The sequence below is a fragment of the Erythrobacter sp. genome (assembly GCF_036351135.1).
Classification (GTDB): Bacteria; Pseudomonadota; Alphaproteobacteria; order Sphingomonadales; family Sphingomonadaceae; genus Erythrobacter.
Genome location: NZ_JAZBON010000026.1, coordinates 39,710 through 54,164, shown reverse-complemented (window position 1 = coordinate 54,164; position 14,455 = coordinate 39,710). Strand labels below are relative to the sequence as shown.

Here is a 14,455-nt window from a genome sequence, read left to right as displayed (position 1 = left end):
GGATGCCGCGTCCTTTGCGGGGCGCAGATTTTCTTGCACCTGCCTGTCTGGCGCTCATCGCCGTCCCGCTATCGGCGCAGGACATGGAAGCCCAGACTGAGCAGGTCGAAGAGGACGCGGCTACGAGCGCGGCCTATATCGGCCCCGCGCCCGGTCCGCAGGCTCGGCCCGACGATGCGGATGCCCCCGCCCCATCCAAGGTCTATCATCCCGATCCGATCACAGCGCGCGATGTCGCCGCGGCGCGCTCTCGCAACACCGCCACTCAGCAGCTGAACCGCAACGTCGACGACGCGCGCGATGTCGCGCAGGTGAATGCGACGACCACGCGATCCGCCGAGCTCGATCAGCTCGCCGCGCGCGATGCGGCGCGCGCGCTGGCGCAGCTCACCAGCGAGGAGCGACAGGTGCTGCTCGAGGCGGTCGAAGGCACCGATATCTGCGACCAGAATCCGGACATCCCGGCCCTGCGCGCGCTGTGCGCCGAGCGGATCGAGACCCGCAGCGCCGATTTCGCGACGTCTCCCGCCAACACGCTTTCGGCCGAGGAGCGATTGCTTGGCGAAGGTCTGGACGCCGACCGGGTTTCGACCCTCGAAACCGCGATCCGGCGGCTGGCGGGCAGCAACGCCCAGGCCGACGATTTTGCGAACCAGGCGATCGCTTCGGTGGCGCTGGGAACCAGCGTTCTCGCGCCGCCCGAGGCCACAACCGGCGAACCCGCTGAGGGCGAGGCCGAGCTTTCCGCCGAAACGCAGGCTCTGATCGATGCCATCGTCAACCAGTTCGGCGTCAATGGAGGAGGCCGATGAGCCATGGTCATACGAACAAGCGCAGCCAATGGCTCGCGGCAATCGCGGCGGGGGCGGTGATGTCCGGCCCGGCAGGTGCGCATGGCGCGCAGGATGGCGAGCGCGCAGTGTCGCTCGGCGTCGAGGAGATGGACGGCAGGGTGGCGATCGAGCTGATCGCGCATTCGCCGGTGGCACAGGCGCTCGAATACGAGATCGAGCTGATCGGCGCGTCGCGATCGCGCCACAAGGGCGCGACCAGCGTCGCCGCTGGCGAGCGGCACGTGCTTTCGACGATGAAGACCAACGTGTCGGGCACGTGGTGCGCGCTGGTCTCGGTTAACGAGGAAAGCGGCCAGAGCTACACGCTCAGCGCCGGCGACTGCGAAAGCGACTGACGCCGGCATTGGCGCTGGCATAGGCACACACGTTCTTCGCTCCGGAAAAATCGCCTCGCGCCGATCAAGGCGATTGACGCATCTCTTCGCATCCGCAACACAAGTCGTGCCTGCCGGAAGCGATTCCGGCGTCTCTCGCGGGAGAGACCGGCTCCGCTTCACCGCCTATGGTGAGGGGGTCGGCGCCGAAGGAGCAACCGCCCCGGAAACTCTCAGGCAAACGGACCGCAAGCGATCGGGTACTCTGGAAAGCGCCGCCGGCATTTGTCGAGCGGCCACCGAAGGGGAAAGTCGCGCCTCTAACGAGCGCGGCTAAGCTCTCAGGTTTCCCGACAGAGGGGGCAGGAACCCAGCTCGCCCGCGAGGCGTTGGACTGCCTGTTCGGGGACGAGAGATTTGAGCGACGACAGCACCACTCAATCGGCAGGCGAGCAAGGCTCGGAAGGCGATGCGTCGCCCGAACGGCTTGCGCTCAACGACTGGCACCGCGCGCATGGCGCCCGCATGGTCCCCTTCGCGGGCTACGAAATGCCGATCCAGTATGAAGGTATCGTCGCCGAGCACGATTGGACGCGGGAAAGCGCCAGCCTGTTCGATGTGAGCCATATGGGCCAGCTTGGGGTGAGCGGCCCCGACGACGATATGGATGCGGCTGCCAAGGCATTGGAGGCGCTGCTTCCCGGCGCGATCGGCTCGCTCAAACCCGGGCGTATGCGCTATTCCTTCCTGCTCGACGAGGATGGCGGGATTATCGACGATCTGATGGTCACCAATGCCGGCGAGCGGTTCGGCCTTGTCGTCAACGGAGCGTGCAAGTGGGACGACATCGCACATCTTCGCGAGCATCTGCCGGACGAAATCACGCTCACCCATTATGACGAAAACGCGCTGCTCGCGCTGCAGGGCCCCAAAGCCGCCGAGGTGCTGGGCGCGCTGGTGCCCGAGGCTGCGGATCTCAACTTCATGTCGGCGATGTATCACGACTGGGACGGCGTCCCGCTGTGGATCGCGCGCGCGGGCTATACCGGCGAGGATGGGTACGAGATCGCGGTTCCCAGTGAACACGCGGAAAAGCTCGCCGAAGCGCTGGTGGCCGACAACCGGGTGAAGCCCGCCGGGCTCGGCGCGCGCGACAGCTTGCGGCTCGAGGCGGGACTGCCGCTACACGGGCACGACATCTCAACCGAAACCGATCCGGTCAGCGCCGATCTCACCTTCGCCCTTTCGAAAAAGCGCCGCGAGACCGGCGGATATGCGGGGCACAAGGCGATCGCTGCGCGCTTGGCCGAGGCGGAGGGCAATACGCTCGCCCGCAAACGCGTCGGCCTTCTCCTCGATGGGCGCATGCCCGCGCGCGAAGGCGCCGAGGTCTTCGTTGGCACCGCCCGTGTCGGACGCGTCACCAGCGGCGGTTTTTCGCCCACGCTCGGGCGTCCGATCGCCATGGCCTATGTCGAACCCGCCCACGCCGCGATTGGCACCGCGCTCGAATGCGAAGTGCGCGGCCGCCGCCTGCCGGCCACCGTATCATCCATGCCGTTCGTTCCGCACCGCTATTACAGGGGAAAGTGATCCATGCCGCGCTACTTCACCGATGAACATGAATGGATCGACGTCGAAGGCGACAGCGCGACCGTCGGGATCACAGACTACGCGCAGGAGCAGCTGGGCGACATCGTCTTCGTCGAACTCCCGCAAGTCGGCGCAATGCTCGACAAGGGCGGCGATGCGGCAGTGGTCGAAAGCGTCAAGGCGGCGAGCGACGTCTATTCGCCGATCTCGGGCGAGGTGACCGAGGCGAACGGCGCGCTCGAGGACGATCCGGCGCTGGTCAATTCGAGCCCCGAGGAGGAAGGCTGGTTCTTCCGCATGACGATCGGCGATGCGGGCGAGCTCGACGGGCTGATGGACGACAAGGGCTACAAGGCGTTCGTAGACAACCTTTGAGCCGCAACGGGAAAATACCATGCGATACCTTCCCCTGACCGATACCGACCGCGGCGATATGCTGGAGCGTATCGGGGCCGATAGCATCGACGACCTGTTCGTCGACGTGCCAGAGATCGCGCGGCTTGATGGGCCGATCCACGACCTGCCGATGCATGCCAGCGAAATGGCGGTGGAGCGGCAAATGAAGGCGCTGGCGGCGAAGAACCTCTCCGCCGACGGCACGCCGTTTTTCCTGGGCGCCGGCGCCTATCGCCATCACATCCCCGCCAGCGTCGACACGGTGATCCAGCGCGGCGAATTCCTGACCGCATACACGCCCTATCAGCCCGAAATCGCGCAGGGCACGCTGCAGATGCTGTTCGAGTTCCAGACCCAGGTCGCGCGGCTCTATGGCTGCGCGGTGGCGAATGCCTCGCTCTATGATGGCTCGACCGCGTGCTGGGAGGCGGTGGCGATGTCGACCCGCATTACCAAGCGCAAGCGCGCGGTGCTGTCGGGCGCGCTTCACCCGCATTACGCGCAGGTGGTCAAGACCATGGCGCATTTCACCGGCTACGAGATCGCGGACAGTGCGCCTGCGATCCAGCCCGAGCCCGACCTGAATGGCCTCACCGCGCGGATCGACGAGAACACCGCTTGCGTCGTCGTCCAATATCCCGACATTCTGGGCCGCATCAGCGATCTTTCCACCCTTGCCGAGGCCGCGCACGACAAGGGCGCGCTGCTGGTGGTGGTCAATACCGAGCCGGTCGCGCTTGGCGCGATCCGCGCGCCGGGCGATATGGGTGCGGATATCGTCGTGGGCGAGGGCCAATCGATCGGCGTCGGCCTCCAGTTCGGCGGGCCTTATCTCGGCCTTTTCGCCGTGCGCGATCCCAAGCATGTGCGCCAGATGCCAGGCCGGCTGTGCGGAGAGACCGAGGATGCGGAAGGCAAGCGCGGCTTCGTCCTCACCCTCTCCACCCGCGAACAGCATATCCGCCGCGAGAAGGCGACCTCAAACATCTGCACCAATAGCGGGCTGTGCGCGCTCGCCTTCAGCGTCCACATGACCCTGCTTGGCGAGAAGGGGCTGCGGCGGCTGGCGGCGGAGAACCACCGGCTCGCTTACATGGCCGCCGACCGGCTGGCGCAGGTGCCGGGCATTCGCCTCTTGAACGAGAGCTTCTTTAACGAATTCACCGTGATGCTCGAGGGCAGGCCGGCGCGGGAGGCGGTGCGCGCGCTTGCGAAGCGCGGCGTGCTCGGCGGCGTGTCGCTCGGGCGGCTCTATCCCGGCGTCGAAGCGCTGGAACAGGCGCTCCTCGTCGCGGTCACCGAAACCACCACGCCCGAAGATATCGAGGCGCTCGCCTCCGAACTCGAAACCTTCGTCAAGGAGCCCGCACGATGAATGCTCCCAACAAGTCCGGCTGGAAGCCCGAAATGCAGCCGGACGATGGCATGCAAGAAGGGCCTGCAACCACCACTGGTAACCGCGCGCTGATGCTCGAGGAACCGCTGCTTTTCGAGATCGGCCATGAGGAGACGACCGGCATCGATCTTTCCGCGATCGAAGAGGGCGCACCGACGCGGCTGGGCGGGCTCGAACGCGCTGAGGCGATCGGTCTCGTCGGGCTGACCGAGCCGGAGACCGTGCGGCATTACACGCGCCTCAGCCGCCAGAATTACGGCATCGATCTGGGCTTCTTCCCGCTCGGCTCGTGCACGATGAAGCATAATCCGCGCCTCAACGAAAAGCTCGCACGTCTGCCCGGATTTGCGGACATCCACCCGCTCGCGCCGCAGAACAGCGTGCAGGGCGCGCTCGAAGTCATTCATCAGCTGGGCGACTGGCTCTGCAAGCTCACTGGCATGCCGGCAGTCGCGATGAGCCCCAAGGCCGGCGCGCATGGCGAGCTGTGCGGGATCCTCGCCATCCGCGCCGCGCACGAGGCGCGCGGGCGCGCGCGCGAAGTCGTGCTTGTGCCCGAAAGCGCGCATGGCACCAACCCTGCCACCGCCGCCTTTGCCGGATACCGGGTCGAGGATATTCCCGCCAACAGCGAGGGCCGGGTCGACACCGCCAAGCTCAAGGAACGGCTGGCGCAGACATCGCCCGAAGATTGCGACGTCGCCGCGGTGATGATTACCAATCCCAACACCTGCGGCCTGTTCGAACGCGACTTTCGCGAGATCGCCGACGCGGTTCACGAGGCGGGCGGCTACGTCTATTGCGACGGCGCGAATTTCAACGCCATCGTCGGGCGGGTGCGCCCGGGCGATCTCGGCGTCGATGCGATGCATATCAACCTCCACAAAACCTTCTCCACTCCGCATGGCGGCGGCGGTCCGGGCTCGGGCCCGGTGGTCCTGTCCGAAAGTCTCGCGCCCTTTGCTCCGCTGCCTTTCGTCGAGCGCCAACAGGACGGCACTTATCGCATCGTCGAGGAGGAACATCGCGACGCGGAGCATCAGAGCTTCGGCCGTATGACCGCATTTCATGGGCAGATGGGCATGTTCACCCGCGCGCTCGCCTACATGCTCAGCCACGGCGCCGACGGCCTCAAGCAGGTCGCCGAGGACGCGGTGCTCAACGCGAACTACATCCTCAGGAGCATGGAAGACGTGCTCTATGCGCCCTTCGCCGAGAGCGGGCCGTGCATGCACGAAGTGCTGTTCGGCGACCGGGATTTCGGCGGCGACCTTTCGACGCTCGATCTCGCCAAAGGGCTGATCGACGAGGGCTATCACCCGATGACGGTCTATTTCCCGCTGGTGGTGCACGGCGCGATGCTGGTCGAGCCGACCGAGACCGAGAGCAAGGCGACGATCGACCAGTTCATCACCGCCTTTCGTAGCCTCGTGGAACGCGCAGTTGCGGGCGACGAACGGCTCAAACAGGCACCCTATTACGCGCCGCGCCGGCGGCTCGACGAAACCGCGGCGGCGCGCAAGCCCCGGCTCGCCTGGCAGCCGCCGCTCGCCTGATTAGCGGCGATTCGTCGGAGCGTTCGCTTTTTCGTCCGGCTCCTCGCTCGCCGCGGCGGCGGGGTCGAGCGTGATCCGGATCTGCTGCAGGTTGAGGATCGCGACGTAGAAGCCGATGACGGCAAAGGCGCTCGATCCCAGCACGGTGAAGGCCGCGCCGATCGCCCCGTTCCAGCCGATCGCCGCATCCAGCATCACGAGCGCGAGCAGTGTCGGCACCGCGCGCACGAGAAAAGCGGTGCCCGCGCGGCCCGCCGAAACCAGCAGCGATTCAAGGCTCGCCCCGACCAGCTCAAGCGCGCCCGCGATCGCGAGGATCACCATCGCCCAGTAGAATCCGCGCCCGCGAAATTCGCTGCCGGCGATGAGATCCAGCGCCTCGCGCCCGAACAGGACCGCTGCAAGCACCGCGATAACCCCGCCGATCAGCGCCACATTGGCCATGCGCCGCGCGATCACCAGCGCGTCTTCTCTGGCATGCACGAGTTCGGGCAGGATCGCCTTGGAAATGGTCTGGGCGAGCGCGACCAGCGCCTGTCCGAGCTGGCTTGCGACCCGAAAGCCTCCGAGCAGCGCGGCACCGCCGAAGGTGCCGACCAGCAGCACCACCACCTGTTTGCCCGCGATGGTCAGGCTGCCCGACATGTTGGTCGACCATACGAAGCGCCATGCATCGGCGTGCAGGGCGGGAATGCGCTTCAGGCTGAGCGCGGTGAGGTCGATCCGCTCGGTCCGCGCAGCCGCGATCCACAAGGCCGTCGCCACCGCGATCTCGGACGCCGCATAGGCGAGGATGAAGCCGGTCACATTCGGCATGAAGAAAAAGGCGAGCAGCGCGCCGCCCGCGCGGATGAACGGCTGCACCGCCTCGGCGGCGGTGGCCTGCGCATATTTGAAATTGAGGCGCAGCAGGCCGGTCGGCGTGGTGCGGATCGCGAGCAGCGAGATCACGCAATAGGCGAAGGTGAGTGGGAGCAAGTCGTCCGGGAGAGGCAGCCAGTAGGGTGCGCTCCAGACCAGCAACGCGGCGATCACAGTCCCCATCGCCATCGACATCAGGTCGAGCGCGATCGCGAAACCGGTCGCTTCGCGCAGTTGCGTCGCGCCCTCGCTGTCCCCATTCGCCCCCCAGCGCACGATGAATTGCCAGGTCTGGAAGTTGGCGATGCCGGTCACCGCCGATCCCAGCGCGACGATCGCGGCGAAATGGCCGAACATCTCGAGGCCGAGCGTGCGCGTGGCGAGCGCGAGATAGACCAGGCTGAGCACGGCGTTGATCCCGCGCCCGCCCAGCAGCCAGCCGATATTGGTGAAAAGGCGCTTCATGCGCGTCGCGTCGGTCCGAATTGTCCTGTGAGCGAGAGCGCATAGCAAGGAATGCGCGAAATTCGACAATTAAATGTCGCGCGGGGTTGGCCTGCACGACTAGGAGCGGAACGAATGCGTATCGTCTTTTCGCGAAAAGGGTTCGACAGCAGCGCGGGCGGCGGTCCCTCGCCGATTACAGGTGGCCGTCCGGTCAGCCTGCCGATCCCGGCGGGCGCGGCGAGCACCACGACTTACGGCGATCTCGGCCTCGGCGAAGCGGCGGCGAAGGCGAGCCGGGGCAGGCTCGGCGCGCGTGACCTATGCCACCATGATCCGATGTTCCTCGCGGACGGCACCTGCGTATTCGGCCAATGCGGCGCGGCGCAGACGCATCTAGAGCGGCAGGGCGTCGGCCTCGGCGACGTCTTCGTGTTCTTCGGCCTGTTTGCCGAAGAGGAAACGGGTGAGCCGCACCATCGTATCTTCGGTTACCTCAAGGTGGAGGAGACCGTCCCGCTTGCAGCAGGTGCGCCTGACGAATTGAAAGCTATCGCCCATCCCCATGCGCTCGCCATGCATTCCCGCAACGACTGCCTCTGGCTGGGCGAGGGCAGGGAGGCGCGCCATGCGGGCGATGCCCTGCGGCTAACGGTGCCGGGCGGTCCGCCGAGCTTATGGCAAAAACCCGGTTGGCTGCGGCGCGGCGGGCTATCCTATCACGACCGCGCGGAACGCTGGCTTGCGGGCGGACGTTTGCAGAGTGTGGCGCGAGGACAGGAATTCGTCGCCGACATTGGCCAGCGCCAGGCGCCGCGCGCATGGCTGGCGAATGTGATCGAAGAGATCAATACGTCTTGATGATTGCCGAGAAATCGAGGCCGTCATTGCCCGCCCCGGCAAAGTCCTCATAGAGCGCCGCGGCGCGCGAGCTTAAGGGAACGGCAGCATCGGCGTTGTCCGCGGCTTCCATTGCGAGACGCAGATCCTTGAGCATCAACGCGGTCGCGAAACCGCCCTGGTAGTCCTTGTCCGCGGGGCTATCGACCCCGACGCCGGGCATCGGCGTGTAGGCGTTCAGCGACCAGTTGTAGCCCGAACTTTGCGAACTGATTTCGTAGAATTTCTGCGGATCGAGCCCGAGCTTCTCGGCCATCTTCATCGCCTCGGCAGTGCCGATCATGTGAACCGCGAGCAGCATGTTGTTGCAGATCTTCGCGGTCTGCCCCGCGCCCGCATCGCCGGCATGGATCACCGCCTTGCCCATAGCCTCGAGGATCGGTTTGGCGGCTTCGAAGGCGTGACGCTCGCCGCCAACCATGAAAGTCAGCGTGCCGCCTGCCGCCGCCGCGATTCCCCCGGAAACCGGCGCATCGACCATCTTGTAGCCTTCGCCATGCGCCGCCTCGGCGACCGCGCGCGCCGTGGCGACGTCGATGGTCGAGCAATCGATGAGGGTTGCGGCATGAGGTGCATGCCCAATCACGTCGTCGATGTAGACTTGGCGAACGATCCTGCCATTGGGCAGCATCGAGACCACCGCCTCCACGCCCTCGACCGCCTCGCGCACCGCCGAAAAGGTCGCGCACCCGACCTCCTTCGCGCGGGCGAGGGCGTCCTCGGACAGGTCGAAGGCCCGGACATTATGGCCCGCCTTCACAAGGTTCGCGGCCATCCCGCCGCCCATGTTACCGAGGCCGATAAAGGCAATTTTCATGGCTTTACTCCCGATCTAAGCACAGAGATCAACGGCCCTTCCACGCGCCCTCGCGCTTCTCGATGAACGCGGCCATGCCCTCTTGCTTGTCCTCGCTGGCGGTGAGGATCTGGAAGATGCGGCGTTCCATAACGAGGCCCTGATCGAGCGTGGTCTCGAAGGCGGCGTTCACCATTTCCTTGTTCGCGATCGCGGCCATCGGCGGCATCGAGGCGATCGTTCCGGCGGCCTTCAAGGCTTCGGCGATCAGCTCGCCATGCGGGACAGTGCGCGCGACCAGGTTGCTGCGTTCGGCTTCCTCGGCTTCCATCATCCGGCCTGTGAGGCACATTTCCATCGCCTTCGCCTTGCCCACCGCGCGGGTCAGGCGCTGCGATCCGCCCATGCCGGGCGCAACGCCGAGCTTGATCTCGGGCTGGCCGAACTTGGCGTTTTCGCTGGCGATGATGAAGTCCGCCATCATGGCGAGCTCGCATCCGCCGCCTAGCGCGAAGCCATTCACTGCTGCGATCCAGGGTTTGCGCGTCTTCTTGACGATCTCGCTGGTCCAGGGGGAAAAGAAATCGTCGAGATAGAAATCGGCCGCCGGCTTGTCCGACATTTCCTTGATGTCCGCGCCCGCGGCGAACGCCTTGTCTCCCGATCCTGTGAGCACCGCGCAAAGCTGGCTCGTATTGGCCTGGTAAGCCGCAAAGGCGTCGATCAATTCGTCGAGCACCTTAGAATTGAGCGCGTTCAGAGCCTTGGGGCGGTTGAGAGTCATGAGAGTGACACCCTTGGTCCCCTGCGCGTCGGTTTCGACGGTGATGGTTTCGTACGTCATTTCATTCTCCGTCATCCCGGACCTGATCCGGGATCTTGAGCAAGAAGGGTTGGCGCCAGCGGCCAGAGATCCCGGCTTTCACCGGGATGACGATCTAACTCAAGGGCACCCACTCCTCCCCCTCGGGCAGAGGCGCGAAGATGCTGTCCAGCAAGTCCTGCGTGACCCCATCGGGCCGCGGCGGATCCCACTTGGGATCGCCGGTCTTGTCGACGATCACCGCGCGCACCCCTTCGGCGAAATCGGGCCGCGTCAGCACGCGGCTGGCGATGCGATATTCCATGCGCATGTTGTCGGCGAAGTCGGTCAGCTCGGCGCTCGTCGCCAGCTGGCGCAGCGCGACCTTGCAGGTCTGCGGGCTCTTGGTGCCGAGCGTGTCACGCTCCTTTTGCGCCCAGTCGGCCGCGCCGTTCTCGTCGTCGGCGATCTCCTTTTCGAGGCTGGCGAGAATGTCCTCGAAGCGGTCGGAGGCGAAATGTTTGGCGATGCGCAGTGCATTGGCCTCGATCCGCGCTTCGGGCGGCGTGCCGACCGGCTCGGAAAGAATGCCCGCGATCCGCCCCGGCCGCTCGGCGATGCGCGCCTTGATGTCGGGCAGCATCTCGCTCGGCACGTAATGTGTCGCCAGCCCCGTCCACAGCGCCTCCGCCCCGTCGAGCCGCGCGCCGGTCAACGCCAGAAACTGGCCCAGCCGTCCGCCGAGCCGCGACAGATACCAGCCGCCGCCGACATCGGGAAACAGGCCGATCCCGGTCTCGGGCATTGCGAAACGGGTGTTCTCCGTCGCTACGCGAAACTTGGCCGGCATGGAGATGCCGACACCGCCGCCCATCGTGACGCCGTCCATGAAGGCGACGATCGGCTTGGCGTAGGTGAAGAGCTGGTGGTTAAGCTGATATTCATCGTGAAAGAAGCGGCGCCCCGTCTCGCCGCCGTCGTTCAGCGCGCTGTCGCGCAGCATGGCGATATCGCCGCCCGCGCAAAAGCCGCGGGTGCCCTCGGCATGATCGATGATGATCGCCTCGACGCTGTCGTCGCCCGCCCATTCGGCGAGCGCCGCCGACATGGCGTGGCACATTTCGAGGGTGAGGGCGTGGAGCGCTTTGGGGCGGTTGAGGGTGATATGCCCGATCGGGCCATTGGTGCGGGTAAGGACGTCGGTGGTCATGAATTACTCTGTTTCGGTTCCTGTCTGCCATGCGGGGGAAAGAGCCGCCATGCAACCAGCCAAAAGGTTAGGGAAGCCGAAATGCAGGCCGCGCCAGCGACCACGATGTCGCGCACGATCCGCGGCTCGCCTGCCGCTACGGTAGTCCATCCGTAATCGCTGAGAAGCAAGATGAGCAGGATCGCGGTGGCCAAACCCGCGGCGGCGAATAGCCAGGCGGGCCCGCGGCGACGATGCTCGCTCCAGACAATCGCGGGAAGGGCGGCAGGAAGCGACAGGACCACGCCGACCAGCGCGCCGCCGAACAGAACCGGCAAGGGCGGGAGGTTCGCCCCCGCCGGCGCGCTTCCCGTCCGAACCCAGTCCGCAAGCAGCAGCACGATCATTCCCACGACCGCCGACGCGATATAGCCCAGCAGCAGGACGGCAAGCCGCGTCACTGGCGCAGGAGGTCCCGCCCCACGATCATGCGCATCACCTGGTTGGTGCCTTCGAGGATCGAGTGGACGCGCAGATCGCGCCAGAAGCGTTCGATGGGGTAGTCCTTGAGATAGCCGTAGCCGCCGAACAGCTGAAGCGCGTCGTTCACCACCTTCGAGCCGTTGTCGGTCGCCAGCCGCTTCGCCATTGCCGAGAAGCGCGATTTGTCCGGAGCGTTGTCCGTCACCTTGGCGGCGGCGAGATAGAGGAGGGCGCGCGCGGCTTCGAGATCGGTCGCCATGTCGGCGAGCATGAACTGCGTATTCTGGAAATCGGCCACGGCCTGGTCGAACTGCTTGCGGTCCTTGGTGTAGGCCACCGCCTCGTCGAGACAGCGCTGTGCCCCGCCGAGCGAGCAGGCGCCGATATTGAGCCGCCCGCCATCGAGCCCCATCATGGCGATGCGAAATCCTTCGCCCTCGGCCCCGACACGGTTGGCGGCGGGCACGCGCGCATCCTCGAAGATGACCTGCGCGGTCGGGCTGGCGTTCCAGCCAAGCTTCTTCTCGGGTGCACCGAAGCTGACGCCGGGCGTGTCCTTGTCGACGACGAGGCAGGTGATGCCCTTGGTCTTGTGCTCGCCGGTGCGCACCATCGTCACATAGACATCGTTGACGCCGCCGCCGGAAATGAACTGTTTGGTGCCGTTGAGGACGTAGGTGTCGTCCGAAAGCACTGCGCTCGTCTTGAGGCCAGCGGCGTCCGATCCGCTGCCCGGTTCGGTCAGGCAATAGCTCGCGATCCTGTCCATCGTGACGAGGTCGGGGAGATAGCGCTCCTTGATTTCCTCGCCGCCGAAGCGATCGATCATCCAGGCGGCCATGTTGTGGATCGAAATGAACGCGCTGGTGGTCGGGCAGCCATAGGCCATAGCCTCCATGATCAGCGCGGCTTCAAGCCGGCCAAGGCCGATCCCGCCTGATTCTTCCGAGACATAGATCGCGCCGAAGCCGAGCTCGGCGGTCTGCTTGATGACATCCTTCGGGAAGATCGATTTCGCGTCCCATTCGCCCGCCTCGGGCGTGATGTTGTCGGCGGTGAAACGCTGTGCCATCTCCTGGATCGCCAGCTGGTCTTCGGTCAGTTGAAATTGTCCCTGCATGGAGCGGGCGTTTAGCCGCTTGGCTGCCTTGAGGGAAGGGCAAGCGCGAGGGAGGAAAAGGCGAAATGACGGGTGGTCGATGGAGCGGCGCGGGCCTCGCGCCGACAGGGCGGTTCGAGCACGCGGTAGCGTCTACGTGAACGACGCTCGCCGCACCCTGTATTACATCTACAATGCCGATCGCGGGCTGCTGAATGCGGTCCGCGACAGCTTCCACAAGACCTTCGCGCCGGACAGTTACCCTTGCGCCCTGTGCGCGCTGGCCTTCGGATTTTTCACCATGAAACCCGGCTGGCGAAAATTGCGCGGGCAGATCGCCATCGAGCAGAAAGAGCTTCACCGCGACGATTATCGCAGGCCCTTCCACGATCTCGAAGAGCGATTGCCGGTCATCGTCCTGCGCGGCGAGGATGGGGCGACCGAGGTGCTGGTGCGCGCCGAAGAGATGGAAGCGGCGCGCAATCTCGAAGAACTGGTGGCAACGACACGCAAGGCGCTGGCCCGCGCGGGCGTGCCGATGCGCGAGGGCTAGCCGTCGCCGATCACGGCTTCGGCTTCGATCTCGACCTTCCAGTCCGCATCGCACAGCCAGGCGGCGCCGACCATCGTCGCGACGGGGCGCGCCTCGCCGAACCAGCGGGCGTGGACCGCGCCGACGGCGTCCTGATCCGCCGGGTCGGTGAGAAACATGCGGGTGCGGACGACGCCGCGCCGCTCGCCGCCCAGTTCGGCGATGGCGGCAGCAATCAGCGTGCAGCATCGTTCGGCCTGGGCCGCAGCGTCGCCCGAAACCGTCTTGCCATCGACACCGATCGGCCCGGTGCCGGCGACGAGGATGCGATCGCCGACCCGTATCGCGCGGCAGAAACCGAAGCGCTCCTCGTAGGGGGAGCTCGAAAAAGCGCGCTGGCGTTCGGCGTCTTTGCGTTCTTCGACCGGCGCGGTCATCCGCAGGTGATCGCGAGGATCACACCGTCGCCGTCATAGCGCACATTCACCCGGTCGGGCAGGTAGTCCATCGTCCAGGCGCTGCCCGGCGGGCCCCAACGCAGCTGCTGAGCTCCGCTCTCCGCGAGAATCCGCGCGCCGATGTTTTCCGATACACGCTGCCCTACATAGGCGCGCACGTCGTCGGCCTGGCATGCTTCGCCATCCTCGCCCGCTCCACGCTCTTTGAAAGGGCCGAAACCTTCGTCAAGACCGATCGCCGCACAGGCCGGCAGCGTCAGCAGCGCGGCGACGAGAGCGGCAATTCGGGAAGCAGCGTAGGTCATGAGGGGCACCTCTTGCTGGGATATGGGTCGACCCCGTCCGCGTCATTCTCGTCCAGAGTGATGAGCCGTTCGTCATCACCGCTGCCTTCAACCACGAAGCGCGTGCGCTGGTCCCAGCTTTCGCCTTCGCCCTCCATCGCCAGCTCGACGAGGATGCCCTCGCCTGCGCGCTCGACCGAGGTGACCCGGCCCATGGATTCGTAGAACATGATCTCGTCGCTGCCGATCTCCATGCGCAGATCGGAGAACGGGTTGCAATCGCCCGCCACGTCGTCCCACGCCCCGTGATAACGTGCGGGGATGCGGTCGTCGGCGATGGCCTTGGTCGCGGGCGCGGCTGCTTGCGAAGTGTCGGAGGCGGCGGGCGCGTCGGCTTCTGCGATGGCGGGGGCCGCTTGTGTTTCGTCCGCAGGTTCGCTACCGCAGGCGATCACGGTCAAGGCGGCAACGAGCGGGAGAGTGCTGCGAATGGGCATC

The 14,455-nt window shown here is 65.8% G+C and carries 17 protein-coding genes and 2 riboswitches; of the genes, 8 read left to right on the top strand and 9 right to left on the bottom strand.

The genetic code is table 11. The annotated features are described in order from the left end of the window. Positions 1 to 83: 83 nt before the first annotated feature. The 6 genes from V2I30_RS08525 (at position 84) to gcvPB (ending at position 6,109) form a co-directional block, all read left to right on the top strand. Positions 84 to 812, top strand: a complete 729-nt coding sequence (locus tag V2I30_RS08525; protein WP_330661707.1) for a hypothetical protein — start codon at positions 84 to 86, stop codon at positions 810 to 812. Next, on the top strand, positions 809 to 1,189 hold the full coding sequence (csgH, locus tag V2I30_RS08520) for a curli-like amyloid fiber formation chaperone CsgH (protein ID WP_330661705.1): 381 nt from the start codon (positions 809 to 811) through the stop codon (positions 1,187 to 1,189). Before V2I30_RS08525 ends, csgH begins: the two co-directional genes overlap by 4 nt. Positions 1,190 to 1,317: 128 nt before the next feature. Further along, a riboswitch (glycine riboswitch) is annotated at positions 1,318 to 1,427 on the top strand. Next, a riboswitch (glycine riboswitch) is annotated at positions 1,428 to 1,535 on the top strand. A 50-nt stretch (positions 1,536 to 1,585) separates the two neighbouring features. Further along, a complete protein-coding gene (gene gcvT, locus V2I30_RS08515; protein ID WP_330661704.1) occupies positions 1,586 to 2,761 on the top strand; it encodes a glycine cleavage system aminomethyltransferase GcvT in 1,176 nt (391 codons plus the stop codon). A 3-nt stretch (positions 2,762 to 2,764) separates the two neighbouring features. After that, positions 2,765 to 3,136, top strand: a complete 372-nt coding sequence (gene gcvH, locus V2I30_RS08510; RefSeq protein ID WP_330661702.1) for a glycine cleavage system protein GcvH — start codon at positions 2,765 to 2,767, stop codon at positions 3,134 to 3,136. 19 nt (positions 3,137 to 3,155) lie between these two features. Continuing rightward, the gene (gcvPA, locus tag V2I30_RS08505; RefSeq protein ID WP_330661701.1) at positions 3,156 to 4,532 is read left to right on the top strand and encodes an aminomethyl-transferring glycine dehydrogenase subunit GcvPA; all 1,377 of its coding nucleotides are present in this window, start codon (positions 3,156 to 3,158) and stop codon (positions 4,530 to 4,532) included. Continuing rightward, positions 4,529 to 6,109, top strand: coding sequence for an aminomethyl-transferring glycine dehydrogenase subunit GcvPB (gene gcvPB / locus V2I30_RS08500; RefSeq protein WP_330661700.1), 1,581 nt, complete (start codon positions 4,529 to 4,531; stop codon positions 6,107 to 6,109). The genes gcvPA and gcvPB overlap by 4 nt, the downstream gene beginning before the upstream one ends. Here the strand turns inward: gcvPB and V2I30_RS08495 are convergent, their stop codons facing one another. Next, positions 6,110 to 7,435 carry a lipopolysaccharide biosynthesis protein gene (locus tag V2I30_RS08495; protein WP_330661698.1) on the bottom strand — a complete coding sequence of 442 codons (1,326 nt, stop codon included), beginning with the start codon at positions 7,433 to 7,435 and terminating at the stop codon, positions 6,110 to 6,112. 114 nt (positions 7,436 to 7,549) lie between these two features. Here V2I30_RS08495 and V2I30_RS08490 point away from each other — a divergent pair, with 114 nt between their 5' ends. After that, a complete protein-coding gene (locus V2I30_RS08490) occupies positions 7,550 to 8,275 on the top strand; it encodes a hypothetical protein (RefSeq protein WP_330661697.1) in 726 nt (241 codons plus the stop codon). Here the strand turns inward: V2I30_RS08490 and mmsB are convergent. From mmsB to V2I30_RS08465, 5 genes are all read right to left on the bottom strand, one after another. Then, positions 8,262 to 9,131, bottom strand: a complete 870-nt coding sequence (mmsB, locus tag V2I30_RS08485; protein ID WP_330661696.1) for a 3-hydroxyisobutyrate dehydrogenase — start codon at positions 9,129 to 9,131, stop codon at positions 8,262 to 8,264. The genes V2I30_RS08490 and mmsB overlap by 14 nt on opposite strands. A 28-nt stretch (positions 9,132 to 9,159) precedes the next feature. After that, positions 9,160 to 9,954 (bottom strand): enoyl-CoA hydratase-related protein, encoded by a 795-nt coding sequence (locus V2I30_RS08480; RefSeq protein WP_330661695.1) that lies wholly within the window; start codon positions 9,952 to 9,954, stop codon positions 9,160 to 9,162. A 94-nt stretch (positions 9,955 to 10,048) separates the two neighbouring features. Further along, on the bottom strand, positions 10,049 to 11,122 hold the full coding sequence (locus tag V2I30_RS08475) for an enoyl-CoA hydratase/isomerase family protein (RefSeq protein WP_330661694.1): 1,074 nt from the start codon (positions 11,120 to 11,122) through the stop codon (positions 10,049 to 10,051). Next, the gene (locus V2I30_RS08470; protein ID WP_330661693.1) at positions 11,119 to 11,562 is read right to left on the bottom strand and encodes a hypothetical protein; all 444 of its coding nucleotides are present in this window, start codon (positions 11,560 to 11,562) and stop codon (positions 11,119 to 11,121) included. Before V2I30_RS08470 ends, V2I30_RS08475 begins: the two co-directional genes overlap by 4 nt. Continuing rightward, positions 11,559 to 12,704: an acyl-CoA dehydrogenase family protein gene (locus V2I30_RS08465; protein WP_330661692.1), complete on the bottom strand. Its 1,146-nt coding sequence runs from the start codon at positions 12,702 to 12,704 to the stop codon at positions 11,559 to 11,561. The genes V2I30_RS08470 and V2I30_RS08465 overlap by 4 nt, the downstream gene beginning before the upstream one ends. Positions 12,705 to 12,840: 136 nt before the next feature. Between V2I30_RS08465 and V2I30_RS08460 the strand changes: the two genes are divergently transcribed. Next, positions 12,841 to 13,236 (top strand): hypothetical protein, encoded by a 396-nt coding sequence (locus tag V2I30_RS08460; protein ID WP_330661690.1) that lies wholly within the window; start codon positions 12,841 to 12,843, stop codon positions 13,234 to 13,236. Here the strand turns inward: V2I30_RS08460 and V2I30_RS08455 are convergent. Genes V2I30_RS08455 through V2I30_RS08445 form a run of 3 tightly spaced genes read right to left on the bottom strand, consistent with a single transcriptional unit; the run spans position 13,233 to position 14,454 of the window. Next, on the bottom strand, positions 13,233 to 13,652 hold the full coding sequence (locus V2I30_RS08455; RefSeq protein ID WP_330661689.1) for a RidA family protein: 420 nt from the start codon (positions 13,650 to 13,652) through the stop codon (positions 13,233 to 13,235). The two genes, V2I30_RS08460 and V2I30_RS08455, sit on opposite strands and share 4 nt — an antisense overlap. Beyond that, entirely contained in the window at positions 13,649 to 13,978 is a 330-nt protein-coding gene (locus V2I30_RS08450; RefSeq protein WP_330661688.1) for an I78 family peptidase inhibitor, read from the bottom strand. The genes V2I30_RS08455 and V2I30_RS08450 overlap by 4 nt, the downstream gene beginning before the upstream one ends. Further along, positions 13,975 to 14,454 carry a hypothetical protein gene (locus V2I30_RS08445; protein ID WP_330661687.1) on the bottom strand — a complete coding sequence of 160 codons (480 nt, stop codon included), beginning with the start codon at positions 14,452 to 14,454 and terminating at the stop codon, positions 13,975 to 13,977. Before V2I30_RS08445 ends, V2I30_RS08450 begins: the two co-directional genes overlap by 4 nt. Between the last annotated feature and the right edge of the window lies 1 nt (position 14,455).